Genomic DNA, 26,048 nt, shown 5'->3' with positions numbered 1-26,048 from the left:
CGTCCTAGAGCTTGGGCCCGATTACGCGAAAGACTTGGCGAAGCTGTCGAGAGCAGCGGTGAGCTTGCCCTTCGTCGCGTCGCTGATGGCCTTTTCGGTGCGGATGGTGTCGAGGATGTCCTTACCTTCCGAGCGGAGGTACGACAGCAGACCCTGCTCGAACTTGCCGACCTGAGCAACAGGCAGCTTGTCGAGGTAGCCGTTGACGCCGGCGAAGATCACCGCAACCTGCTCTTCCGTCTTCAGCGGCGAGAACTGCGGCTGCTTCAGGAGTTCGGTCAGACGAGCACCGCGGTTCAGCAGGCGCTGCGTTGCGGCATCGAGGTCGGAACCGAACTGGGCGAAGGCGGCCATTTCGCGATACTGGGCGAGTTCACCCTTGATCGAGCCTGCAACCTGCTTCATCGCCTTGATCTGAGCCGACGAGCCGACGCGCGAAACCGACAGACCGACGTTAACGGCCGGACGAATGCCCTGGTAGAACAGGTCGGTTTCGAGGAAGATCTGGCCGTCGGTGATCGAGATCACGTTGGTCGGAATAAAGGCCGAAACGTCGTTGCCCTGCGTTTCGATGACCGGGAGAGCGGTGAGCGAGCCAGCACCCTTCTCGTCGTTCATCTTTGCGGCGCGCTCGAGGAGACGCGAGTGCAGATAGAAGACGTCGCCCGGATAAGCTTCGCGGCCCGGCGGGCGGCGCAGCAACAGCGACATCTGACGGTAGGCAACGGCCTGCTTGGACAGGTCGTCATAACCGATCAGGGCGTGCTGGGCGTTGTCACGGAAATATTCGCCCATGGCGCAGCCGGCAAACGGAGCCAGGAACTGCATCGGAGCCGGATCGGAAGCCGTCGCAGCAACGATGATCGAATACTTCAGAGCGCCGCGCTCTTCGAGCACCTTGACGAACTGGGCGACGGTCGAGCGCTTCTGGCCGACGGCGACGTAGACGCAGAAGAGCTTTTCGCTGTCCGGACCGTTATCCTGAATGGACTTCTGGTTCAGGATCGTGTCGAGGATGATGGCGGTCTTGCCGGTCTGGCGGTCGCCGATAACAAGCTCGCGCTGACCGCGACCAACCGGGATCAGAGCGTCGATGGCCTTGAGGCCGGTCGACATCGGCTCATGAACCGACTTGCGCGGAATGATGCCCGGAGCCTTGACGTCGACGCGCGAACGGCGGGTTGCGTTGATCGGGCCCTTGCCGTCGATCGGATTGCCGAGCGCGTCGACAACGCGGCCGAGCAGTTCCGGACCGACCGGAACGTCAACGATCGCGCCGGTGCGCTTGACGGTGTCGCCTTCCTTGATGTCGCGGTCGGAGCCGAAGATAACCACGCCGACATTGTCGGCTTCGAGGTTCAGGGCCATGCCGCGGATGCCGCCGGGGAATTCGACCATTTCGCCGGCCTGAACATTGTCCAGACCGTAGACGCGGGCGATACCGTCACCGACGGAGAGAACCTGGCCGACTTCGGAGACTTCAGCTTCCTTGCCGAAGTTTTTGATCTGATCTTTCAGAATTGCGGAAATTTCCGCGGCGCGGATATCCATCAGCCGACCTCTTTCAATGCAAGCTTAAGGGTGGAGAGTTTGGTGCGAAGGGACGTATCGATCTGACGCGAACCGACCTTGACGATCAGGCCGCCAAGGATCGACGGATCGACGGTGACGGCAATCGCCACGTCCTTGCCGGTGACGCCCTTCAGCGCCGCCTTCAATTCATCTTCCTGCGCTAGGGTCAGCGCATGGGCCGAGGTGACCTCGGCTGAAATCTCGCCGCGGTGCTGGGCGGCAATGATGCGGAAAGCCTTGATCATGCCCGGCAGCGCAAAAAGGCGCCGGTTGCTGGCCACAAGCTTCAGAAAATTGGTGACATAGGCGCCGAAGCCAGCCTTTTTCGCCAGCGCTTCAATCGCGCCGACCTGCTCTTCAGCCGAAAAGACCGGGCTGAGGACGAAGCGCTTCAGATCATCGCTTTCGTCGAGCATGGCTTGGAACCGATCGAGATCGGCGGTCACTGCCGGTACGACACCCTCTTCAAGGGCCAATTCGAACAGCGACGAGGCATATCGTTCTGCGACACCAGAAACATGCTGGGATGTGTCTGCCACGGGCACAAAATTCCCTGATTTCAACCCAAGAACCAAACTTCCGGGTGACGGAAGCGATATGTCCTTGAATTCGTTTTGATTTCCCCCAGAAATCAGCGGGAGCGCGCTCCTGCCTCATCCGAAATTCGGGGTTCGTCTAACATAGGATATTGAGACTCGCAACACGCGTATTCGACGAATACGCCATTCGGGCGAATTTATGATGGCAAAATTCGAAAAGCATGGGGATACCGCAGGCAAAAATGGCCGCGCCGAGCCGTTTTCCGCTCAAATATAGCCGAGACCATAGAGAAAAGGTAGCGCAGCAAGAATCGCCTGCACAACCAGAAGGAGAAGGCTCAAAAATACGCTGCCCCGATCGGACATGAGCGACAGAATGCGGCCGAACGCCGCAACGCCGAAGGCGGCACCGAGCGCGAGATAGATCATCGGCTGCGCCAGCAGGATCGCGATCAGCCCGAAGCCGATCATGAAGCCGCCAGCCGAGCGCGCCTCGGCATAGGCTTCCGAACGGCCTTCCTTCACCTGCAGCTTGAGGAAGCGATAGGTGTAACCTGGCGCGAACATCAGGAAGAGGCCGATCAGCGCCGTAATGGCAGCCGAACAGTAGGCAAGCCGCTCGCCGAATTCGGTCGGAAAATAAAGCTCCATCGTCGCCCTCAAAATCAACCGCGCGCAAATCACGTCAAGTGAGACGGCCGACTTATGGCATGATCCGCATTGCAAGGGAAAGGTGCAGACTGGATATCTATCCCGCCAATCACAGAAAGCTTTGCGGATCGATATCGAGCTGCACCTGCACAGAGCCGCGCTCCCTAGGTGATTGCGCCAGCATGGCCCGAAGAAAGCCCTGCATGTCGGAATTGCGCCGGCCATGTACGAGCAGGCGGAAGCGATGGCGGCCGCGCACCAGCGCGATCGGCGCCTCTGCCGGACCAAGCACCGAAATACCCGAAACCTGCGGCGCGGCATTGCGCATGCCGCGTGCATGGGTCTCGGCATCCTGCCTTGTATCGGCGGAAACGATGATCGACGCGAGCCGGCCGAAAGGCGGCAAGACGGCCCTCTCCCGCTCTGAAATCTCCCGCTCGTAAAAGGCGCTGGCATCGCCGGATACGATCGCTTGCATGACGGGATGCTGCGGCTGGTAGGTTTGCAGCAATCCGTGGCTCTCGAGACCCGTTCGCCCGGCGCGTCCCGTCACCTGTGACAGGAGCTGGAACGTCCGCTCGGCGGCGCGCGGATCGCCATTCGCCAGGCCGAGATCCGCGTCGACGATGCCGACCAGCGTCATCAGCGGGAAATTATGCCCCTTGGCGACGAGCTGCGTGCCGATGACGATGTCGGCCTCGCCCTTGGCGATGGCGTCGAGCTCCAGCCTCAGCCGCTTGACGCCGCCCATGATGTCGGAGGAAAGCACGATCGTCCGCGCTTCGGGGAAATGCCGCTCCACCTCCTCGGCGATGCGTTCCACTCCCGGCCCGCAGGCGACGAGATGGTCGAGCGTGCCGCATTCGGGACAGGCCTCCGGCGTGCGCTCCGCATAGCCGCATTGATGACACTGAATCTGGTTGCGGAAGCGGTGCTCCACCAGCCAGCTCGAACATTGCGGGCATTGGAACCGATGGCCGCAGACCCGACAAAGCGTCAGCGGCGCATAGCCGCGTCTGTTGAGGAACAAGAGTGCCTGCTCGCCCTTGGCGACCGTCTTGCCGATCGCGCGGATCATGACGGGCGAAAGAAAGCCGCCGCGCTCCGGCGCATGCCGGCGCATATCGATCAGATGCAAATCCGGAAGCGCCGCATCGCCGAAGCGAGTCGGCAGATGGATTTTGGTGTAGCGCCCGCTCTGGCCGTTGACCTGGCTCTCGACCGATGGCGTCGCCGATACCAGCACGACGGGAAAATCACCGATGCGGCCGCGCACCACAGCCATGTCGCGCGCATTATAATAGACGCGGTCCTCCTGCTTATAGGCCGGATCATGCTCTTCGTCGACAACGATCAGCCCGAGATCCTCGAAGGGCAGGAAGAGCGCCGAGCGAGCACCGGCCACGACCCTGACTTCGCCCGTGACCGCCTGGCGCCAGACTTTTTCCCGCATTTTCGGCGCGAGATCGGAATGCCATTCGGCCGGCTTGGCGCCGAAGCGATCCTGAAAGCGCTCCAGGAAGCTGGCCGTCAGTGCGATCTCCGGCAGCAGGATCAACACTTGTTTGCCACGCCTCAGCGTTTCGGCAATGGCCTCGAAATAGACCTCCGTCTTGCCGGAGCCGGTGACGCCGTCGATCAGGGAAACCGCGAACTCGCCCTTGCGCACGTCGGCCAGGATTTCGTCGGCCGCTTGCCTCTGCGGCCCTTGCAGCCGCGACGCGGCGAATTCCGGATCAGGCTTGGCGACGACAGGCGGCGGCGGCAGGAAGATGGTTTCGAAAATGCCCTGCGAGATCAACCCGTCGACGACGCTGGTCGAAACGCCGGCCGCATGCGCCAGACCAAGCCGTGTCCACGAAAGCCCATCGGCAGCGATCTCCATCACTTTGGCGCGGGCCGGCGTCATCCGTTCCGGCTGGCCGCCGATGAATCGCAGTCCCTCGACCATCGGTTCGGGATCGAAGGCGGCCGGCGCTCGAAGCGCCATGCGCGCCACCAGCCCCGGCGGCGACAGCGTATAGGCGGCAACCCAATCGATGAAATCGCGCATATGCTTGCCGAGCGGCGGGCAGTCGAACACATGGCTGATCGGCCGAAGCTTCTTCGGATCGACACCGCCGTCGTCCTCGCCATCCCAGACAACACCGATGACCTGCCGCGGCCCGAGCGGCACCTGCACGACCGAACCGGGCTCCACCGCCATGCTCTCAGGCACGGCATAGGAATAGGCCCGCGGCGCCGGCATCGGCACGAGAACGGGAACCGTACGGCTCATCACAGGCTTTGCGGGCGCCGCCTCGAAAAGCGCACCGAACAGATCGGAAGAATCTTTGCTCATTGCGCCAGACCATGCCCCGGACGGACAGAAAAAGAAACCCGGGAGGAGTGTGCGGCAGCTGCAAAATGGGGACGATTACAGAGGCGCCGATATCATTAACGACCACGATCACCTCGAAATGGACGTCGACTCCACTGCGGAAAAGCGCGGCTATGAACTCGCGGCAGCGATGACAATCTGCACGAAGGTTATCAATAGGCTCGCGATTCCTGTCACACCGGCGAGTGTGGGAGAACGTAAAAGACGCATGATCTCCGGCCAGAGCGGATCTGGCGTTTCGACCAGCTTCTCGGCAGATTCTATTAGAGCCATAGCATTGACTTTACGAGCGTTTGACAACTTAGCCGTTTCAATAATCGCTCGCATCTCATTGAGAATTCTCCGAAGCTCGGACTTCTGATGCTCGGATAGATCGAAGCGCCCGGTCCAAGCTGCGCTATCCACCCTGACGGGGATATCTCCCTTTTCCACGGCATCAAAACCTGCGGCAGTAATTTGGAATAGCCGGCCACCGGACATTTGGTATGCTTGGCGGGTTATTACAAATCCCGCAGTCTCTAAGTCATCAGTCAGAGCTAATAAATATTGGTTGGAGCTCTCGAGCCCTGTGTTCTTTCTGATTGTGGGAATAGTGCAGTACCGGGTGTCTCCACTAGCCAAACGGCGATACAGGTACTCGAGAATTACTTTCTGATCGCTTGTGGCGCTCACCTAGATTTTCCTCCGACTTTACCATAGATCTTGGTAGCATCTCTAGCACCCAAGGAAACTACGGTTAGTGAATGGAAAGCGGGTGTCCACAATGAATCCGATTCAATTTTACTAAGCTCAATTGATAGCAACCATTGCCCGGATGACTATAAATACTGCCTTTAGCGCAAGCTTCCGCGAACGGCTCCGCAAGCTGATCGCACCTACAACGCATCCTGTAAGCATCAAAACCTTCCCGACACAGCAGCCAGCCTACCAGTCTCACGCAGCCGAATCGCCCGCCGATCGAGATCGTCGTTGTTGATAATCGGAGCGGCGGAAAGAGCGGCGCGGTCAGGCTTTCACGAGCAAAGGCGGGCCGATATCGATCGGCATAGAGGTGGCGGGTACCCTCTGCTCCTTTCAGCAGTGTGGTGTCGCGATCTATGCCGCATTGTTCGGAGACATACTCGGGGGTCTCAACGAAGACCGCACCATCGGCTTTACGCGAAGACGTCATATTGCCAATCCCGTTTTGTCAGATCGCTATTCATCCTCGTCATCAATCTCGCCGGTCAGCCGCATACCGTCGATCCAGGTGGAGCCGTCTTCGCGGATCACCCGGCGCGGCTTCGCGCCGCAGCGCTCGCGCACGGCCTCGGCCAGACGTTCCGAGTGGGTCACGATCCAGATTTGGCTGGTCTTTGCGGCCTCAGCGATCATGTCGGCAAGCGGCGGCAGCATATCCGGATGCAGGCTAGCCTCCGGCTCGTTGAGCGCGATCAGCGGCGGTAGGCGGTAGGACATCAAGGCGGCGGCGAGACCGAGAAACCGGATTTGGCCGTCCGACAATTCGCGGGGCTGGAAGACGCGGTTGGGAAATTCGGGCAGCATCAGCCCGAAATCCGCAGTTTCCTGCGGTTCAGGCACAACAAGCCGGGCACCGCCGAGCGCTGCGGCAAGAACCCGGTCCAGCTCGACGGTATCTTCACGCGTATGGACAAGGGTTGCGAAAACGGCGGCGATATTGGCGCCGTCCTCGTCCAGCATGGGCGACGTCACGGCAAGGCAAGGCGCACGCAGCGGCGAGCCGCGATCGGTGCGGAAGCCGTGGTAGAATCGCCAGGCATCGACGGCTCGGCGGAAGGTGCCGACCTCCGGAAAATAGCCGGCATCGCCCAGCAATGCGATCGCAGTTTCGGATGTCAGAGCGTTCTCGGGATGGGCCTGCATGCGGCCGCTCTCGCCGCGTACGGAAATGCCGGGGCCATCGCGCTTCATCATCGTCACCGGCCTGCGCCCGGTTTCGACCGAAAGCTCCTCGGCCTTGACCTGCGGCTCCAGTGGAAAGCCGGCGGAAGCACAAGGCGGCCGCATGCCCGCCTCGATCCAGTAGCGGAAGGTCGCCGCCCGCTCGATGTCGAGCAACTCGACATCGAAGCGGATGCGGGCAGACTCATGCGAACGCCGCTTGCCCGACCACATGGCCGAGAACATGCCACCCTCACCGGAAATCTCATGCGCCAGCCGGCCGCGAACCGCCGCCTGCACGAGCTGCAGCGAACGATAGAGGTTGGATTTGCCCACCCCATTTTCGCCGATGAACAGATTGACGTCGGCAAGATCCATGCGGATCGAGCGCAGGGAGCGATAATTCCGGGCAAACATGGAGCGTAGCTGCATGCCACGCGGTTTAGCCGATTCCCCTATCAAAGAGAATGCGAAACCAGGGGCTCGTCCCGCTCGGGCGAAACAAGCGGCGAGAACGACGCATTGCCGTCGGCCGCAAGGTCGACGACCGTGTGCTTTTCCAGCGCCTTCGTCACCTCGTTGACGTCGCCATCCAGATGTTCGACGGGAATGAGATTGCCGACGAGGAAATCGAACCGGTCGCCGCGCTTGTTGAGCAGCTCGTGGAAGACGGTCATGTCACGCAGCTCGGTCGACCATTTGGCGAACCAATAGAACAGGCCGGAATTGCGCGCCGTCAGGTGCACCGGCAGGATCGGCAGATTGTATTTGCGCGCTAGGCCCACGGCAGAGGTCTTCCACGGCCGCTCGTTCAGCTTGCCGTTCGCCCAATAGGCGATGCGGCCGGACGGGAAGAGCACGGTGACCTTGCCTTCCGCCACGGCGCGATTGGTCAGTTGCAACGTCTCGCGCGTCTTCGGCTTGCTCTTATATTCCTCGCGCCATTCGACTGGAATGATCATCTCGGCAAAGCGCGGGTTGACGCGCACCGCATCGCGATTGGCAAAGATCATCATGTCGGGCCGGCGCGACTTCAGGAGGTCGAAGACGGCGACGCCATCGGCGATGCCTGTGGGATGATTGCTGACGAGAATGAAGCCGCCCTTAGCCGGAATACGATCGGCATGAGTGACGCCGATATCGAGCCTCAGCAGATCGCTCATATATTCGAAGCACTGGAAGCCCGAAAGTTTGGCGACATCATCGGCGAACTCGATCGCCTTGTTGTAGCGCAGCAGCGTGTAGAGAAAGGGGCGCATGAGCGGCCAGAGCGGATTTCGGACAATCTTCTGCCCGCGCTCGGCGATCAGAGTATCGACAATATGTCCGGGCTGACCCTGAGACACCAAAGCGATCGCTTCTGCAAGTTGTCCCAATGCAGTTATCGAGCCGCGGCGCGCCATGAAGTGTCCTGAATGGTTGGGATATATTCTATCGCAATCGAATATGATCGAAGCATGACAAGCGCCTCGCATATGGAAGGCGAACCATCCGAGATCCGGAATCGATCCATATGCAGTTTCATTGAAATCCAGATGCGCCCCGCAGCACGAAGGGAAAACGCACCGGAAGCAGCGGGAAAATTAGCGATTCCATAACCTTCCTTCCTTCAAAGTGGCAGAAGGAATCCGAATTTCAAGGGGTTTTCCACTGAACGAATTGCTTGTTATCGCCGACTCCAGGTTGATGGCGGAACGCAACCGCTGGCTCCTAGCGCTTGGCCAGGAGCGGCGGCTTGCCGCCCATACGCTGAATGCCTATGAACGCGATACGCGGCAGTTTCTGACCTTCCTCACCGGGCATCTCGGCGGTCCGGCGACGATCGAGGATATTCATGCGCTGCGCCCTGCCGATTTTCGCGCCTTTCTGGCCGCACGCCGAAAAGACGGCGCCGGTGCGCGTTCGCTCGGACGCAATCTAGCCGGCCTTCGCTCGCTGCTGCGCTATCTCGAAAAGAAGGGCCTGGTGAATGCTGCGGGTGCAGCCGCGGTGCGTTCACCGAAGCAGCCGAAATCGCTGCCGAAGCCTCTTTCCGACAAGCAGGCGATTACCGTCGTCAGTGACGAGGCGCAGCTGCACGAAGAACCATGGATAGCCGCGCGAGATGCGGCGGTGCTGACCCTGCTCTATGGCTGTGGCCTGCGCATCTCCGAAGCGCTGGATCTGAAGCCGCAGGATTTTCCACCGGGCGCAACCTCACTGCGCATTACCGGTAAAGGCAACAAGACACGGCTGGTGCCGCTGCTGCCGATCGTCACGCAAGCGGTCGATCAATACCGCAAGCTCTGCCCTTATCATCTCGAAGTCGATGACGCCCTCTTTCGCGGCGCGCGCGGCGGCAAGCTGCAGCCGGGCATCATCCAGCACGGCATGCAGAAGCTGCGCGGTGCCTTCGGGCTGCCGGATACGGCAACGCCGCACGCGCTGCGTCATTCCTTTGCCACTCACCTCCTGGCCGGTGGCGGCGATCTGCGCACCATTCAGGAACTGCTCGGCCACGCCAGCCTTTCGACGACGCAGGTCTATACCGGCGTCGACTCCTCGCGCCTGCTCGAGGTCTACGACCGCGCCCATCCCCGCGCATAAGAAAAGATTAACCTCGCGCGTTAAGGGAATTTCCGTCTCGTTCGCGTAAAGCAGAACCTTGTCTCGGCATGCCTCCCGAAAGCCGCTTTCCGGCGTTGGCGGTCATGCTCTCTGCGAACGGAAGATTCTGATGATTTCTGCCCTCGGATCCAGGACGATGCGGTCGATGAAGCCGACGCTGGACGATATGCTGCTCTGGCTTGCAACCGCCTTTCCGCTGATGCTTGCTGTGCTGTTGATTGCGACTATGCTGACGCTGCAGCCGGCCCATGCCGAAGGTGCTGTGTCCGATAGCTGCGGCGGCAAGGATCTGATGGCCGAACTTCAAAAGAACGATCCGGCAAAATACGCCTCCATCATCGCCGCCGGCGACAAGGTGGAGAACGGCAAGGGGATCTTCTGGAAGATCGAGAAGCCCGGCCTGAAGCCGTCATGGCTGCTCGGCACTATGCATGTCTCGGATACACGCGTGCTCACCTTGCCGAAGGGCGCTGCAGATGCCGTTGCATCAGCCGATACGATCGTCGTCGAATCGGATGAGATTCTCGACGACAAGAAGGCTGCGGCTACCCTTTTCGCCAATCCCTCACTTACCATGCTTACCGACGGCTCGACCATCAGCCAGCATCTCACACCCGAAGAAAATGCGCGGCTGGAAGCAGGGCTGAAGGAGCGCGGCATCGCGCTCGCCGCCGTCTCCCGCATGCAGCCCTGGCTGATCTCGAGCTCCTTCGAGATGACGGGTTGCGAGGTTCGCCGCAAGACGGCCGGCGCGAAATTCCTCGATCAGAAACTCGCAACCGACGCCGCGGCCGAGGGCAAGAAAGTCGTCGGTCTCGAAACGCTGGCCGAGCAGGCCAAGGCCATGAGCGATCTGCCGGTGGCGCTGCATCTGAAGTCGCTGATGCAGACGCTCGAGCTGGGCGACAAGATCAACGACGTCAACGAAACGATGACGGAGCTCTATATCGACGGCAATATTGGCGCGATGATCCCGATGCTGAAGGTGATCGAGCCGGACCAGAAGATCACGGATGCCGATACCGCCGCTTTCGAGCAGCGCATCATCCTCGACCGCAACAAGGTCATGGCCGAGCGTGCCGCGCCCGTTCTCGACAAGGGCAATGCCTTCATCGCCGTCGGCGCGCTTCACCTCGTCGGCGATCAAGGCCTCGTGGCGCTGCTGCGCAAGCAGGGTTTTACCGTCACGGCGGTGAACTGACTGCTCGCATCCGCTTTCCCAAATCGGAAAGCATCGACGCAACGATCAGCCGGTGGAATGGCGTGATGATTGCGAGATAGATCCGGCCAAGCAATATGTTCCGCCGGACGAGCGTCGTGGCGTCGACCAGCCGACGCCCCTGATCGTCATCACGCACGTCGATGACGACCCGAAAATCGAGATGCCGATCGTCGAACCCGAGCACGACCTGATTGTCGGACTTGCTGACGACGGGAAAGAAGCCGATCTTCTCCCACTCCTCCGCCCGAAGATCGCTGCTGGATCTCAAGCCGAAAAGGCCAATTACCGCATCGCGCACTCGTAGCAACAGCCGCACCCAAAACGGAAAGCGGCTGAGCATCGTTTGCGCGGCGGCAATGGCCGTCAGATCCGAGTTCGGGATATTCAGTTCATAGCAGTCAGCCCAATCGGCATCCGGCAACGCCGGATGCGGCATAAGGGGCTTCACCATCAAAGGCCTTGCAGACATGGTTTCATCCGCCTTTATTCGACGGCTGCAGACTACCACACATTGCAATGCTACCCGACCAACAAAAGCCGGCTGCGGCAATTTGGCCGGCAGATAATGGCCTAACGCACGGCCGATCCATCCGCCGGCAATATCTTCAGCCGCCAGGATGTGTTTGGCTTCAGATAGGTCGTTGCAATGGCACGAACATCCTCGGCGGTCACGGCCTCGTAGCCGCTGATGCTCCTGCGGATGCGATCGAGGCGTCGCGGATCGGCCTGAGCATCGCGAAGATTCTGGACCCAATAGCCGTTGGTCTGCTGCGAACGCTTCACCGATTCGATGATCGGAACCTTGGCCCGCGTCAGCTCATCGGGCGAAACGTCTCCATGACCGAGATCGGCGGCGATCTTGTCCACCAGTTCGAAGAAGTGATTTACCTTGGCGGGCGTGGTTTCGACATAGAGATAGGCGAAGCCATAGCCAGGGATCGATCTCGACAGATCGACCTCGCCCTGAGGGCTGTAGGTAGCGCCCTCGGCGATGCGGAACTGGTCGACCAGGCGGTTCTGAAGGATCGCCCCGGCGACATTGGCGGCCGCCGCCCTCGGCAGATCGGAAAGGAAATCGCCGATCGGCATGGCGACGGCGGCACCGGCGCTGTCGCTGCGCCCGTCATGAAGCCGCACGACGGGATCGGTCGTCGGCGCGGGAAAATGCACGCCGGAACCGTCGCCCTGTTTCTCTCCGTCGCCGCGAACCGGCAAGGCGCCGAAAGTTTGCGCCGTCAAACGAATGGCGTCATCGACCCCGACGTCGCCGGCGATGATGACCTCAACCGGCCCCTTCGAAAGAGCGGGCTGCAGGAGGCCCTCGAAATCTTCCGGCTTCGCATCGATCAACTGCGTCCGGTCCGGGAATGCCCAGCGCGGATCGCCGGCGTGCAGGAGACCGGAAAGATCGCGCCCGACCACGCTGCCCGGCGTCGCCTGAAGCTGGGGAAGCATGTTCAGATAGGCTTGCTGGACCCGCTTGAAGACATCCGGACGATAGGCCGGATCGGAGACATAGGCGGTCAGCAGCTGCAATTGCGTCTGTAGATCGCGCGGCCGCGTCGCGCCCTCGAATTTGAAGGCGGCATCCTGAATGGCAAAATCGATGCTCACGACCTTCGCGGCAAAGGCCTTCTGAATATCGTCATAGCTGATGGCCTTCAGGCCGGATAGCGGCAGCGCGGGCGCCGCCCAGATCGGCAGTGGACGGTCGTTCGGGAGCGCCAGCCGGCCATGGCCGACCTCGGCGCGCACCAAAACCTCGTCGGCGCGATACTTCGTCGGCTTGACGGTCAGGCGAACGCCATTGGCGAAACGCACCATGGTCACGCCGAGATCATCGACCGTCCGGCGTTCGACGATATCGCCGGGCTTGCCGAAATCGGTGTAGGGCCATGCGACCGAAGCCGTCTGTTCCGGCGCCGTCACCGCCACGGCACGCGAGTCGGAATAAGCCTTCTCGACAACGGCATCGCCGCCCTCGGGCATTTGCGGGATCTGCAGCACCAGCTGCGGTCCATTGCCGGCAAAGACGCGCTGAAGAGCCTTGTTGACCTCTTCCGCATGCAGGTCCTTCATCGCGGCATCAAACAGTGCCAGATCGTCCGCAGGCGAGGTGAAGACCATGTTTTCGCCGACGCTCCAGTTCAGGGAACTGGCAATATCCGGGCTGGCGCGCGTCGCAGTCCCGCTCGCGGCCGCCTGCAGGGTCGAACGATATTCGGCAATTTCGCGGTCGATCTCGCTTTGGTCGGCACCAAACTGCGCTATGCGGCGCTGTTCCTGATCGATGGCTGCCAGGGCCCCCTGCCACTTCGCAGGATCGCTATCGGCGGCAACCATCGCGACATGCGCCGATTTCAGCAGATCCTGGGCGCCGGCCTGCGCGCTGACGAAGGGTGGATTGGGCTGCTGTGCCAGAACCGACAAGCGCCGGTTCAGGACTGCCAGGCCGATATCCTCGACCAATTGCGCCCGGCGCTTGGCAGTCCTATCCGGCGAAGCATCGTAGGGGCGCGTCCAGGCAAGCTGCACGCGGGTCGCACCACCCGGCACGATGACCGTGCCGACGCGCTCTCCATGGTTTTGGAGAGTGCCGAGATCAGGGTCTGCGGGTGCAGGTGCGGCGGCGGCCCAATTGCCGAAGCGGTTGCGGATATCGGCTTCGATGGCGGCCGCATCGATATCCCCCACCACGATCAGGGTAGTGCGATCGGGGCGATAATAGGTGCGATAGAAGTCCCGCAACAGGTCGACCGGCGCGTTGCTGATAATATCGGTCTTCCCGATCGGCGGGCGCTCCGGCACCCGCTGCCCCGGCAGCAGTTGAGCGAGGAAACCGGTCCCGCCGCGATATTGCGGCGTGTCGCGCAGCTTCTCTTCCGAAAGAATGACACCGCGCTCGCGATCGAAGGCGCCGGCATCGAGCGTCAGCTCGCTTGCCGTCTCGCGCATCAGCATTAATCCGGTCGAAACCGTCTCCGGATTGGCTTCCGGCAGATCCAGCGCATAAACCGTTTCGCCATAGCTCGTGGACGCATTGGTGTCCGCGCCGAAAGCGAGACCCAGGCGCTGGAGGGTGCGCACCATCTCGCCTTCCGGCACATGGGCCGAGCCCTTGAAGGCCATATGCTCGAGGAAATGCGCTAAGCCCTGCTGGTCGTCGCGCTCCTGCAACGAGCCGGCGCCGATGCGGAAGCGGATCGCCACCTGACCGGCCGGGGTCACATTATGCATGACGGCATAGCGCATGCCGTTCGGCAAGGTCCCGAAGCGTATCCCTTGCTCCACAGGCAGGTCGCTTGCCGCCTGAGGCCAGCTGGCGACGGGCGTTTCCGCATGGGCAGGAGCCGCAACGGTAACGAGGAGCGCGAGCGTTGTCGCAACGAAGAGTTTTAGGGATAGACGACCGGGTGGGTTTTGACGCGACATGCTTGCTTTGTTGGTGAAAACGATTGGACGATGCGATGCACGGGAGCCCGTACATCGCATCATCAGGCAAGCATTGCAATCCCGGCGCTTGTCTCGCCGGGATGGCCCGATCTTACATATGGATCGGCTTGAAGAAGGTCGCTAGCGCGGCTTCCTTGACGGCTTCCGACATTGTGGGATGCGCATGGCAGGTGCGGCCGAGATCTTCCGAAGAACCGCCGAATTCCATCAGCACGGCAATCTCGTGGATCATCTCGCCGGCACCGAAGCCGACGATATGACCGCCGAGAACGCGATCCGTTTCCTTGTCGGCGAGAATCTTGACGAAGCCGTCCGTTGCTAGCATGGCGCGGGCGCGGCCGTTGGCGGAGAACGGGAACTTGCCAACCTTGTAGGCGATGCCTGCGGCCTTCAGCTCTTCCTCGGTCTTGCCGACGGAGGCTACTTCCGGCTGCGTGTAGACCACGCTCGGGATGACATCGTAGTTCACATGGCCGGCCTGACCGGCGAGGATTTCGGCAAGCGCCACTCCCTCGTCTTCCGCCTTATGCGCGAGCATCGGACCCTTTACGACGTCGCCGATGGCATAGATGCCGGCGACATTGGTCTTGAAGTGACCGTCGATCTCGACGCGGCCGCGATTGTCGAGCACGACGCCGGCTTCTTCGAGGCCCAGGCCTGCCGTGTAGGGCTTGCGGCCGGTGGCAACGAGAACGACATCGGCATCGAGCACGACCTTGTCGCCGCCCTTGACCGGCTCGAAGGTAACCTTCGCGCCATTGCCGGTTTTTTCGACGCCGACAACCTTGGCGCCGAGATGGAACTCGATGCCCTGCTTGGCCAGCATGCGCTGGAACTGCTTGGAGACTTCGCCGTCCATGCCGCCGAGGATGGTATCGAGATATTCGACGACGGTAACCTTGGCGCCGAGGCGCGACCAGACCGAGCCGAGCTCGAGGCCGATGACGCCGCCGCCGACCACGATCATCTTGCCCGGAACCTTGTCGAGTGCGATGCCGCCGGTCGAAGAGATGATGACCTTTTCATCGATCTCGAGCGGAACGCCCGGAATGCCGGCAACATCGGAGCCGGTGGCGATAACGATGTTCTTGCCTTCGATCTCGGTCACCTTGCCGTCGTCAGCCGTAACCGAAACCTTGCCGGCCGAAACGATCTTGCCGGTGCCCTGGAAGGCATCGATCTTGTTCTTCTTGAAAAGGAAGGCGACGCCGTCGACGTTCGACTTAACCGTCGCGTCCTTGTGCGCCAGCATCTTTTCAAGATTGAGCTTCGGTGCGGCAACTTCGACGCCAAGCGCATCCATGCCATGGCCGGCATGATGGAACACTTCGGAAGCGTGCAGCAGCGCCTTGGACGGTATGCAGCCGACATTGAGGCAGGTGCCGCCATAGGTCGCGCGCTTTTCGACGACCGCGACCTTCAGGCCGAGCTGCGCGGCCTTGACTGCGCAGACATAGCCGCCGGGGCCGGTTCCGATAATGATCACATCGTAGGACATGTTTTAATTTCCTTGTTTTGTATCTTTGTTAGAGCATGATGCCGAAAAGTGTGAGCGGTTTTCGGACGACATCATGCTCTACTTCTTTGATTCTAGAGCGGATTCAGATTTTAGGTCGAACAGACCTAAAATCATCCGGTTCTAATCGGTCGCCCGTGCCAAGGCGAGGCGGATGCCGAAGCCGACGAGCGCCGCTCCGGTGATGCGGTTGAACCATTTGCCCGATGCGATGAAACGATCGCGCACCGGCTTGACGGTGAAGAAGGTGGAGACGCCGGCAAACCAGGCGACAAGCGCCGCCGCCATGCCGATGCCATAGCTGAACTGGATGAGCCCCGGCGTATCGTGATGAACGAGCGTCGAAAACAGCGACAGGAAGAACAGCACCGGCTTCGGGTTCAATGCGTTGGTGACGAAGCCCGTCGCCAGGCAGCGCCAGACGGAAACTGGCTTGCGGTCTTCCTCGGTGATCTCGACATCCTTCACCTGGAAGCCCGCCTGGCGGAAGGATTTGATGCCGAGATAGACGAGATAGAGAACGCCGGCCCATTTGATCATGCTGAACAGGACAAGCGATTGCGAGACGATCAGGCCAAGGCCGAGAATGGTGTAGCTGATGTGGAAGAGCAGCGAGAAGCCCATGCCGAGGCCCGTCATTATGGCGGCGCGGCGGCCATGCACGATGCTCTGACGCAGGATCACGGCAAAATCGGCGCCGGGAACGACGATAAAGATCGAGAACACCGCCATCAGGCCGAGGAATTCGAGAATATATTGCATCTATCGACCCTTTCCGATCAGCGACCGCCGCTCACGTCGAGCACGGCACCCGTTATATAGGATGCGTGCGGGCTCAAAAGGTAGAGGATGGCGTCAGCGACCTCGTCGGCCGTTCCCGCTCGTTTCATCGGCAGCTGCGGTGCGGTATCACGAGCCCGGTCCGGCAGCCCGGCGGCAGCGTGGATATCGGTATCGATGATTCCCGGTCGGACGGCATTGACCCGAATGCCTTCCGCCGCCACCTCGCGAGCAAGCCCCACAGTGAACGTATCGATCGCGCCCTTGGAGGCGGCATAATCGACATATTGTCCGCCGCCGCCGAGCGTGGCGGCCATGGAGGAGAGGTTGACGATCACTCCGCCCTTGCCGCCATGCCGGGTCGACATGCGGCGCACAGCTTCAGCCGCCGCCAGCATCGAACCCGTGACGTTGATGCGGAACATGCGGTCGATCCGTTCTGGCGTCATTTCATCCAGGCGCTGGATGACATTGACGATGCCGGCATTGTTGACGAGCCCGTCGATGCGGCCGAAATGCGTGTCGACCTTGGCGAAGATGGATTTGATATCCTCGGGCTTACCGACATCGCCGGCGATCGCGATCGCCTCGCCGCCGGCGTCAACGATCGTCCCCACCACGGCCTCGGCCGCATCCTTGTTGGACGCATAATTGACCGCCACGGCCCAGCCGTGCTGGGCGGCCGCCAGGCAAATGGCAGCACCGATGCCGCGGCTGCCGCCGGTCACGAGAAGAACAGGTGCATCGCCGATCATTGATTGCATCCTTTCAGACTAAGGACATCCCAGGGCGCGACGGTCGCCTTGCCCTTGCCCCAGAGGGACGATTTCTGGATCGAGGGACCGAGCGCCGGCAGGAAAAGCCGATCCGCTGCACTCTCGCCTTCCGCCGGCAGGGCGCGGATATGACCTTTTAGATCCGAGGCATAGACCATGCCCTGCCAGACCGTGCAGGCCCTAAGGTCGGCCCCGGTTACATCCCCTTCAGGACATTCGAACATGATCCGTCCATCGGCGCGCAGATGGTCGTCCGTGCGCATCACGATCCCATCGGCCACGATATTGGTGTTGCGCACTGTGAGCTTGAACCTGTTGCTGACCGACGAGTCCGCTTCCATGGGCTCGAAGCGCAGCTCATAGGCATTGTCCATATCGACATAGACAGCCTTTTCCTGCACGCATTCTTCCGCACAGACAGGCACGGGATTGACCGCACAAGCCAACATTATCCAAGGCATCGAAGCCAGTCGCGCCATCGTGCTTTCGGCCGGCATGCTCAGCCTCCTCCCGGCTCGCGCCGGCCGTCGGCATTCTCGATCACACCGAAATCGGTGAGCAGAACCAGCGGCCTGCCGGCAGCATCCAGCCCCCAAAACACCGGATAGAATCCATCACCCCAACCGCTCGAGAAGATGGCGACGTTGCCGCGCTTGCCCGATATCGGCCGATGTAAGACGTAGTCATCGTTATTTGGCTGCAGCTCGGACGCCAGAACATCGTCATAGTAGTTGATATCCGACGACGCTTTTTCCAGCCGGATCTTGTTTTCGCGCTCCTGGATCAATGCGAAGGTATCGGCATCCATGTAGCAGCCGAGACCGGCATCGACCGGATAGCCGAAGAATTCGTCATTCTTCAGCGAATTGATATCCTGGTCGGGTACCACCGCCAGTTCCCAGCGCACCGGCTTGCCCTCGGCAAAACGTATGCTGGCCGCAGCGATGCGACCGAAGGCCTGATACAAGGTGACGGGATAATCGCCGGGAGAAACGGTGCGGGAAAATGCCGCTCGGTCAGGCCCGACGAGCGGGTCGCTGGCGACGATGCGCCCGGAGGTCAGTTCCACCTTGCCGATGCGCAGGACATTGATCGAGCGGGCGGTAAGATCGGCGTCGCCAAGCGACGCCAAATCGAGATTGCTGCTGAGCTTGGAAATGTCGAGCTCACCCGCATTGGCGGACGATGGCACCCATGCGGCGACGGCGCATAGCAATCCGCGCAGCGTCCGCATGGGCCATGTCGACATGATCCAACGCTCCCGTTAGAGATCGAGAACGAGACGTTCCGGATCTTCCAGGCTTTCCTTGACGCGCACGAGGAAGGTCACCGCTTCCTTGCCGTCGACGATGCGGTGATCGTAGGAGAGCGCCAGATACATCATCGGGCGGATGACGACCTGGCCGCCGATGGCGACCGGACGCTCCTGGATCTTGTGCATGCCGAGAATGCCCGACTGCGGCGCATTCAGGATCGGCGAGGACATCAGCGAACCATAGACGCCGCCATTGGTAATGGTGAAGGTGCCGCCCTGCATGTCGGCCATCGCCAGCGAACCGTCGCGAGCAGCCTTCGCCAGACGGCCAAGCTCCTTCTCGACTTCCGCGATCGACATCTGGTCGGCGTCGCGGATCACGGGAACGACAAGGCCCTTGTCGGTGCCGACAGCCATGCCGACATGGCAGTAGTTCTTGTAGATGATGTCGGTGCCGTCGATCTCGGCGTTGACAGCCGGCAGTTCCTTCAGCGCGTGGGTAACGGCCTTGGTGAAGAAGCCCATGAAGCCGAGCTTCACGCCATGCTTCTTCTCGAAGACGTCCTTGTACTTGTTGCGCAGGTCCATGACGGCCTTCATGTCCACCTCGTTATAGGTGGTGAGCATGGCGGCGGTGTTCTGCGCATCCTTGAGGCGCTTGGCGATCGTCTGGCGCAGGCGGGTCATCTTGACGCGCTCTTCGCGACTGACGTCCTCAACGGCCGTCGGAGCGCGAGCGGCAACGGGTGCTGCCGGTGCAGCAGCGGGAGCCGACGCAGCCTTGGCGACAGCGGCGATGACATCGCCCTTCAGGACCTGGCCGCGCTTGCCGCTGCCTTCGACCTGATCGGCGGAGAGATTGTTTTCAGCAAGCAGCTTACCGGCAGCCGGTGCCGGCGGCATGGAGGAAGCCGGAGCGGAAACGGCGGGGGCGGCAACCGGCGCAGCAGCTGCAGGGGCCGGAGCAGCAGCAGGTGCGGCAGCTTGTGCCGGAGCGGCGGCGGCGCCGTTGCCGGCGGAGATCTGGCCGAGCAGCGCGCCAAGACCTACGGTCTCGCCGGCCTGGACAACGATTTCGGAAAGCGTGCCGGCAGCCGGCGCCGGAACTTCGATCGTCACTTTGTCGGTTTCGAGTTCGAGAAGCGGCTCATCGGCCTTGATGGCATCGCCGACCTTCTTGAACCAGGTACCGACGGTCGCTTCGCTGACGGATTCGCCGAGGGTAGGAACGCGGATTTCAGTGGCCATTGTTCAGATCCTGATTTTTCGTCGTTATGACTTAGATAGAATTACCGGCGACGGACGGCCGGAGAATGAGTGAGGGCATCGGCGAGATTTCGATACGGAAACCGAGCCCGGCGAGAAGGACGGGATCGGCATCGCCAAGCGACTTGGCGGCATCGGCATGCTCCACATCGACGATAGCCACGCCGAAAGCACCATCGGCCGCGAAGACCGGGCCGACGACAATTGCCGTCCCGGCACTCGCATGTTTTCGCCAATAGGCTGCGTGCTGCTGCATGGCGGCCATCTCCTCCTCTGTGCCGTCATGCGGAAAGCTAGGGCGCGGCGGCACAAGTTTCAGATGGAAATAGGCCATCGCGCAACCCCTTAACCGCCGAGCGCGTCCTCGAGGAACGCCGCAAGCTGCGACAGATGCTTGGACATCAGGCCCGTCGCCGGAGAGGCGGCGGCCGGACGGCCGGTGTAGCGAACGCGCTGGTACTTGGCATCGATATGGGCAAGCACCCATTCCAGATACGGATCGATAAAGGACCATGCGCCCATGTTCTTCGGCTCTTCCTGGCACCAGACCATCTCCGCATTGCGGAAGCGGCTGAGCTCGTTGATGAGCGCCTTGGCCGGGAACGGATAGAGCTGTTCGATGCGCAGCAGGTAGATGTCGTCGATACCGCGCTTCTCGCGCTCTTCCAGCAGATCGTAATAGACCTTGCCCGAGCAGATGACGACGCGACGGATCTTGTTGTCCTTCTGCAGCTTGATCGGGCTGTCCTTGATCAGCTCCGCATCATCCCAAAGCAGGCGATGGAAGGAGCTTTCGCCGGCCATCTCCGCCAGGGTCGATACGGCGCGCTTGTGGCGCAGCAGCGACTTCGGCGTCATCAGGATCAGCGGCTTGCGGAAGTCGCGCTTCAGCTGACGGCGCAGGATATGGAAGTAGTTCGCCGGCGTCGTGACGTTGGCGACCTGCATGTTGTCTTCGGCGCAGAGCTGCAGATAACGTTCCAGACGGGCCGAAGAGTGTTCCGGACCTTGACCTTCGTAGCCATGCGGCAGCAGGCAGACGAGGCCGGACATGCGCAGCCACTTGCGTTCGCCCGACGAGATGAACTGGTCGAACACGACCTGTGCGCCGTTGGCGAAGTCGCCGAACTGGGCTTCCCAGAGGGTTAGCGCGTTCGGACGGGCGAGCGAATAACCGTATTCGAAGCCGAGAACGGCTTCTTCCGAGAGCATCGAGTTAATGACTTCGTAGCGGGCCTGAGTCGGCGAGAGATTGGCGAGCGGGATATAGCGCTCTTCGGTTTCCTGATCGTAGAGTACCGAATGACGCTGCGAGAAGGTGCCGCGTTCGCAATCCTGACCGGACAGGCGGATCTTATGGCCTTCGACGACGAGCGAACCGAATGCCAGGGCTTCCGCCATGGCCCAATCGATGCCTTCGCCCGTCTGCACCATGTTGGCGCGATTTTCCATGAAGCGCTGAATGGTGCGGTGCGCATGGAAGCCGGCCGGGATTTCCGACAGCTTGCGGCCGATCTCCTTCAGCGACTTCATCGGAACGGCGGTCTTGCCGCGGCGCTGCTCGTCGGCATTGTCGGCCGTGTGCAGGCCGGACCACTCGCCGTCAAGCCAGTCGGCCTTGTTCGGCTTATAGGACTGGCCGGCCTCGAACTCCTGCTCAAGGTGGGCGCGCCAATCGGCCTTCATCTTCTCGACTTCGCCTTCGGTCAGCACGCCTTCACTGATCAGCCGCTGCGAATAGATCTGCAGCACCGTCTTGTGGGCACGGATGACCTTGTACATGTTCGGCTGCGTGAAGGACGGCTCATCGCCTTCATTGTGGCCGTAGCGGCGGTAGCAGAAGAGGTCGACCACAACGGGCTTGTGGAACTTCATGCGGAATTCGGTCGCGATCTTCGCCGCATAGACGACCGCTTCCGGATCGTCGCCGTTGACGTGGAAGATCGGCGCCTCGATCATCTTGGCGACGTCGGACGGATAGGGCGACGAGCGCGAGAAGGCCGGATTGGTAGTGAAGCCGATCTGGTTGTTGATGATGACGTGCATGGTGCCGGCTACACGGTGGCCGCGCAGACCGGAAAGGCCGAGGATTTCGGCAACGACGCCCTGGCCGGCGAAAGCCGCGTCACCATGGATCAACAGTGGCACGACCTTGGCACGCTCGGAAAGCGGGATGATGTCGCCATCCCACTGGGTGGCGCCCATGTCCTGCTTGGCGCGGGCCTTGCCCATGACCACCGGATTGACGATTTCCAGATGTGACGGGTTTGCCGTCAACGAGACGTGTACCTTGGCGCCGTCGAAATCACGGTCCGAAGAGGCACCGAGATGGTACTTCACGTCGCCCGAACCTTCGACTTCGTCCGGCGCATAGGAACCGCCCTTGAACTCGTGGAAGATGGCACGGTGCGGCTTGCCCATGACCTGGGACAGCACGTTCAGGCGGCCGCGATGGGCCATGCCGAAGACGGCTTCGCGGAGACCGAGCTGGCTGCCGCTTTTCAGGATCTGTTCGAGCGCCGGGATCAGCGATTCACCGCCGTCGAGGCCGAAACGCTTGGTGCCCTTGAACTTGACGTCGAGGAACTGCTCGTAGCCTTCGGCTTCGATGACCTTCTGCAGGATGGCCTTCTTACGTTCGGGATTGAAAGCGATTCCCTTGTCCGGCCCTTCGATGCGTTCCTGAATCCATGCCTTTTCCTCCGGATTGGAGATGTGCATGAACTCGACGCCGAGGGTGGAGCAGTAGGTGCGCTCGAGAATCTCGATCATCTCGCGAATGGTTGCGAATTCGAGGCCGAGCACGTTGTCGATGAAGATCTTGCGGTCGAGGTCGGCCTCGGTAAAGCCGTAGGCTTCCGGCGACAGTTCCTTGTAGTCTTCGACCGGTGCGGCGATGCCGAGCGGGTCAAGCTTGGCGTGCAGGTGGCCGCGCATGCGATAGGCGCGGATCATCATGATGGCGCGGACGCTGTCGCGCGTCGCCTGCAGGACGTCGGTCGCGCTCGCCGGCGTACCGGCAGTTTCCGCCTTCGCCTTCAGCTTTGTTTCGATGACCTTTTCAACCACGCCCCAGTCGCCATCGAGCGCGGAAACCAGATCGCCCTTGGCCGGGATCGGCCAGTTCTTGCGCTTCCAGGAGGCGCCCTTCGCTGCCTTCTTCACATCGTCGGGACTATCCTCGAGCGCCTTGAAGAAAGACCGCCATTCGTCGGAAACCGATGAAGGATCGTCCTCGTAGCGCGCGTAGAGCTGCTCGATATAGGCAGCATTGGCGCCATCCAGGAACGAGGTGATCTGAAATTGCTCGTTGGCTTCTTGCCTTGCCATGGTGAATCTGCGGGCGCTCTCGCCCGTCTCCCAACTTGTTTGCATTGCCGGTTTTCGGGTCCCCGGCGACCGTATTTCGTTCACAGCCATGAAGGCCGCAGCTATGCACTTACGAATGTCTAAACCGGACGGGACAAGGCGACTACCGCCCCGTCCGGCCTTGCTATAGGTAGGCTCAGCCCTTCAGGACTTCCACCAGCGTCTTGCCGAGACGCGCCGGCGACGGCGACACGCGGATGCCTGCGGCTTCCATCGCTGCAATCTTGTCTTCCGCGCCGCCCTTGCCGCCGGAAATCACGGCGCCCGCATGGCCCATGGTGCGGCCGGGAGGTGCCGTGCGGCCGGCGATGAAGCCGACCATCGGCTTCTTGCGGCCCTTCTTGGCTTCGTCCTTGAGGAACTGCGCGGCTTCTTCTTCAGCCGAACCGCCGATTTCGCCGATCATGATGATCGACTTGGTTTCGTCGTCGGCGAGGAACATTTCCAGGATGTCGATGAATTCGGTGCCCTTGACCGGGTCGCCACCGATGCCGACAGCGGTCGTCTGGCCGAGGCCCTCATTGGTGGTCTGGAACACGGCTTCATAAGTCAGCGTGCCGGAACGCGAGAGAACGCCGACGGAGCCCTTCTTGAAGATGGAGCCCGGCATGATGCCGATCTTGCATTCGTTCGGGGTGAGAACGCCCGGGCAGTTCGGTCCGATCAGGCGCGACTTCGACTTGATGAGACGATCCTTGACCTTGACCATGTCAGCGACCGGAATGCCTTCCGTGATGCAGACGATCAGCGGGATCTCTGCGTCGATCGCTTCGAGAATCGCAGCTGCAGCGCCTGCCGGCGGCACGTAGATGACCGAGGCGTTGGCGCCGGTGGCATCCTTGCCTTCGGCGACGGACTTGAAGATCGGCAGCTTTTCACCGTCCTTGCCGGTCCAGGTTTCACCGCCCTTGGAAGGGTGGATACCGCCGACCATCTTGGTGCCGTGATAGGCAAGAGCCTGTTCGGTATGGAAGGTACCGGTCTTGCCGGTCAGGCCCTGAACCAGAACCTTGGTGTCTTTGTTGATGAGAATAGACATGCGAGGCCTTTGTTACGAGAGGTTGGAAGACGCGGAGGCAACGCGGCGATATGAGCCACTGACGACCTCCTGCCATGTATCGCTGCCGGCGGGCGAGAACGTGACGCCCATACGGTAGCAGTCTTCATTTTCGAACTGGAAGAGAGTGCGTTGCTGACCGCGCGGCGAGACCTTGGTCAGGACAAGCTTGTCGTCGATCCATTCGCCGGAAGCCGGCGCGGCAGGCACGAAACCCACCGTATCGAACTGATAGAGCTTGTAGGCCTGATCGGCAGCGTCGAAGCCGAGAATGTTCCGGGCTTCGAACGACGTGCTGCCGTCCCGCGTCTGCACGTAGCGCTGTTCGACGAAAAAACCGCCGAACAGACACTCGGCCGTGAGGCGCGCGGTTGCCATGCCTTCCTTCGTCCAGGCCGAAGCCGCGACATGCTCTTCCCCTTCCCAGGTGCCGGCAAAGGCACCGAGGCGGAGATGAGCAGCCGTTGGAGCGAAGGAAGCAGCCATCCCGATCAGCCCTTGACTGCCTTCACGATCTTCTGGGCGGCATCGTCCAGGTCATCTGCGGAGATGACGTTGAGACCGGATTCGTTGATGATCTTCTTGCCGAGCTCGACATTGGTGCCTTCAAGGCGCACGACGAGCGGAACCTTCAGACCGACTTCCTTGACGGCTGCGAGCACGCCTTCGGCAATGACATCGCACTTCATGATGCCGCCGAAGATGTTGACCAGAATGCCCTGGACGGCCGGATCGGCGGTGATGATCTTGAAGGCGGCCGTAACCTTTTCCTTGGTGGCGCCACCGCCGACATCGAGGAAGTTCGCCGGCTCAGCGCCGTAGAGCTTGATGATGTCCATGGTTGCCATGGCGAGACCGGCGCCGTTGACCATGCAGCCGATGTTGCCGTCGAGGGCGACATAGGCGAGATCATATTCGTGGGCCTGGATTTCCTTCTCGTCTTCTTCGGTCGTGTCGCGCAGCGCGCGGATGTCTTCATGACGGAAGAGCGCGTTGCCATCGAAGGAAACCTTGGCGTCGAGAACGCGAAGGCGGCCGTTGGTCATGACGATCAGCGGGTTGACTTCGAGGAGCGCCATGTCCTTTTCGACGAAGGCCTTGTAGAGGATCGGGAAGAGCTTGGCAGCGTCTTCGCGGGCAGCACCCTCGAGCTTCAGCGCGTCGGAAAGAGCAGCCGTGTCGGCAGCCGTCACGCCCGTCGACGGGTCGATGGCGACGGTGATGATCTTTTCCGGCGTGTCGTGCGCAACAGTCTCGATGTCCATGCCGCCTTCGGTCGAAACGACGAAAGCGACCTGACCGACGGAACGGTCGACCAGGATCGAGAGATAGAGTTCGCGGTCGATGTCGGCGCCGTCTTCGATGTAGAGGCGGTTGACCTGCTTGCCGGCCGGGCCGGTCTGCTTGGTCACCAGCGTGTTGCCGAGCATGTCCTTGGCGTTGGCGACAACATCGTCAACGGACTTGGCGAGGCGAACGCCGCCCTTGGCGTCCGGGCCGAGTTCCTTGAACTTGCCCTTGCCGCGGCCGCCAGCGTGAATCTGGCTCTTCACGACGTAAAGCGGGCCCGGAAGCTGTTTGGCAGCGGCAGCGGCTTCATCGGCGGAGAAGATGGCAACGCCGTCCGCGACGGGTGCGCCATAGCTCTTCAACAGCGCCTTGGCCTGGTATTCATGAATGTTCATGGGTCTATCCCTGTTGGA

The 26,048-nt window shown here is 61.2% G+C and carries 23 protein-coding genes; 2 read left to right on the top strand and 21 right to left on the bottom strand.

Annotated elements, in window-relative coordinates; translation table 11 throughout:
* Positions 1-21 precede the first annotated feature (21 nt).
* The 8 genes from atpA to AC13RM_RS18980 form a co-directional block, all read right to left on the bottom strand.
* Positions 22-1,551, bottom strand: a complete 1,530-nt coding sequence (gene atpA, locus AC13RM_RS19015; protein WP_069613405.1) for a F0F1 ATP synthase subunit alpha — start codon at positions 1,549-1,551, stop codon at positions 22-24.
* Positions 1,551-2,117 carry a F0F1 ATP synthase subunit delta gene (locus tag AC13RM_RS19010; protein WP_285176739.1) on the bottom strand — a complete coding sequence of 189 codons (567 nt, stop codon included), beginning with the start codon at positions 2,115-2,117 and terminating at the stop codon, positions 1,551-1,553. Before AC13RM_RS19010 ends, atpA begins: the two co-directional genes overlap by 1 nt.
* Before the next feature lie 261 nt (positions 2,118-2,378).
* Entirely contained in the window at positions 2,379-2,762 is a 384-nt protein-coding gene (locus AC13RM_RS19005) for an AGROH133_08824 family phage infection protein (RefSeq protein ID WP_488555418.1), read from the bottom strand.
* Positions 2,763-2,871: 109 nt separating this feature from the next.
* On the bottom strand, positions 2,872-5,103 hold the full coding sequence (locus tag AC13RM_RS19000; protein ID WP_488555417.1) for a primosomal protein N': 2,232 nt from the start codon (positions 5,101-5,103) through the stop codon (positions 2,872-2,874).
* Positions 5,104-5,253: 150 nt separating this feature from the next.
* On the bottom strand, positions 5,254-5,814 hold the full coding sequence (locus AC13RM_RS18995; protein ID WP_285176736.1) for a hypothetical protein: 561 nt from the start codon (positions 5,812-5,814) through the stop codon (positions 5,254-5,256).
* Between the two features lie 64 nt (positions 5,815-5,878).
* Complete coding sequence (locus tag AC13RM_RS18990; RefSeq protein WP_285176735.1) at positions 5,879-6,313, bottom strand: hypothetical protein; 435 nt, start codon at positions 6,311-6,313, stop codon at positions 5,879-5,881.
* 26 nt (positions 6,314-6,339) lie between these two features.
* Complete coding sequence (locus tag AC13RM_RS18985) at positions 6,340-7,476, bottom strand: AAA family ATPase (protein ID WP_285176734.1); 1,137 nt, start codon at positions 7,474-7,476, stop codon at positions 6,340-6,342.
* A gap of 26 nt (positions 7,477-7,502) precedes the next feature.
* On the bottom strand, positions 7,503-8,447 hold the full coding sequence (locus tag AC13RM_RS18980; RefSeq protein WP_113231535.1) for a GNAT family N-acetyltransferase: 945 nt from the start codon (positions 8,445-8,447) through the stop codon (positions 7,503-7,505).
* Positions 8,448-8,694: 247 nt separating this feature from the next.
* Here AC13RM_RS18980 and AC13RM_RS18975 point away from each other — a divergent pair, with 247 nt between their 5' ends.
* Together AC13RM_RS18975 and AC13RM_RS18970 are read left to right on the top strand one after the other, a co-directional pair.
* Positions 8,695-9,630: a tyrosine recombinase XerC gene (locus tag AC13RM_RS18975; protein ID WP_374822928.1), complete on the top strand. Its 936-nt coding sequence runs from the start codon at positions 8,695-8,697 to the stop codon at positions 9,628-9,630.
* Positions 9,631-9,760: 130 nt separating this feature from the next.
* A complete protein-coding gene (locus AC13RM_RS18970; RefSeq protein WP_374822853.1) occupies positions 9,761-10,852 on the top strand; it encodes a TraB/GumN family protein in 1,092 nt (363 codons plus the stop codon).
* Here the strand turns inward: AC13RM_RS18970 and AC13RM_RS18965 are convergent.
* The 13 genes from AC13RM_RS18965 to sucC form a co-directional block, all read right to left on the bottom strand.
* Positions 10,836-11,342, bottom strand: coding sequence for a DUF2867 domain-containing protein (locus AC13RM_RS18965; protein WP_374822856.1), 507 nt, complete (start codon positions 11,340-11,342; stop codon positions 10,836-10,838). The two genes, AC13RM_RS18970 and AC13RM_RS18965, sit on opposite strands and share 17 nt — an antisense overlap.
* Positions 11,343-11,443: 101 nt before the next feature.
* A complete protein-coding gene (locus tag AC13RM_RS18960; protein ID WP_374822859.1) occupies positions 11,444-14,305 on the bottom strand; it encodes a M16 family metallopeptidase in 2,862 nt (953 codons plus the stop codon).
* A gap of 112 nt (positions 14,306-14,417) precedes the next feature.
* A complete protein-coding gene (lpdA, locus tag AC13RM_RS18955) occupies positions 14,418-15,824 on the bottom strand; it encodes a dihydrolipoyl dehydrogenase (RefSeq protein ID WP_374822862.1) in 1,407 nt (468 codons plus the stop codon).
* Positions 15,825-15,965: 141 nt separating this feature from the next.
* Entirely contained in the window at positions 15,966-16,604 is a 639-nt protein-coding gene (locus AC13RM_RS18950; RefSeq protein ID WP_374822865.1) for a LysE family translocator, read from the bottom strand.
* Between the two features lie 17 nt (positions 16,605-16,621).
* On the bottom strand, positions 16,622-17,374 hold the full coding sequence (locus AC13RM_RS18945; protein WP_374822931.1) for an SDR family oxidoreductase: 753 nt from the start codon (positions 17,372-17,374) through the stop codon (positions 16,622-16,624).
* Positions 17,374-17,895 (bottom strand): hypothetical protein, encoded by a 522-nt coding sequence (locus AC13RM_RS18940; protein ID WP_374822868.1) that lies wholly within the window; start codon positions 17,893-17,895, stop codon positions 17,374-17,376. The genes AC13RM_RS18945 and AC13RM_RS18940 overlap by 1 nt, the downstream gene beginning before the upstream one ends.
* Before the next feature lie 2 nt (positions 17,896-17,897).
* Complete coding sequence (locus tag AC13RM_RS18935) at positions 17,898-18,647, bottom strand: DUF4241 domain-containing protein (protein ID WP_374822871.1); 750 nt, start codon at positions 18,645-18,647, stop codon at positions 17,898-17,900.
* 15 nt (positions 18,648-18,662) lie between these two features.
* Entirely contained in the window at positions 18,663-19,901 is a 1,239-nt protein-coding gene (gene odhB / locus AC13RM_RS18930) for a 2-oxoglutarate dehydrogenase complex dihydrolipoyllysine-residue succinyltransferase (protein ID WP_113231528.1), read from the bottom strand.
* A gap of 31 nt (positions 19,902-19,932) precedes the next feature.
* Positions 19,933-20,253: a YciI family protein gene (locus tag AC13RM_RS18925; protein WP_285176725.1), complete on the bottom strand. Its 321-nt coding sequence runs from the start codon at positions 20,251-20,253 to the stop codon at positions 19,933-19,935.
* Positions 20,254-20,264: 11 nt separating this feature from the next.
* Complete coding sequence (locus tag AC13RM_RS18920) at positions 20,265-23,249, bottom strand: 2-oxoglutarate dehydrogenase E1 component (protein ID WP_374822875.1); 2,985 nt, start codon at positions 23,247-23,249, stop codon at positions 20,265-20,267.
* Positions 23,250-23,424: 175 nt separating this feature from the next.
* Positions 23,425-24,327 carry a succinate--CoA ligase subunit alpha gene (gene sucD / locus AC13RM_RS18915; RefSeq protein WP_077471929.1) on the bottom strand — a complete coding sequence of 301 codons (903 nt, stop codon included), beginning with the start codon at positions 24,325-24,327 and terminating at the stop codon, positions 23,425-23,427.
* A gap of 12 nt (positions 24,328-24,339) precedes the next feature.
* A complete protein-coding gene (locus tag AC13RM_RS18910) occupies positions 24,340-24,831 on the bottom strand; it encodes a DUF1579 family protein (RefSeq protein ID WP_285176724.1) in 492 nt (163 codons plus the stop codon).
* A gap of 5 nt (positions 24,832-24,836) precedes the next feature.
* Positions 24,837-26,030 (bottom strand): ADP-forming succinate--CoA ligase subunit beta, encoded by a 1,194-nt coding sequence (gene sucC, locus AC13RM_RS18905; RefSeq protein ID WP_374822880.1) that lies wholly within the window; start codon positions 26,028-26,030, stop codon positions 24,837-24,839.
* Positions 26,031-26,048 lie beyond the last annotated feature (18 nt).

The organism is Martinezella sp. CNPSo 3732 (assembly GCF_057784515.1).
This window is presented reverse-complemented; position numbering and strand designations above follow the sequence as displayed.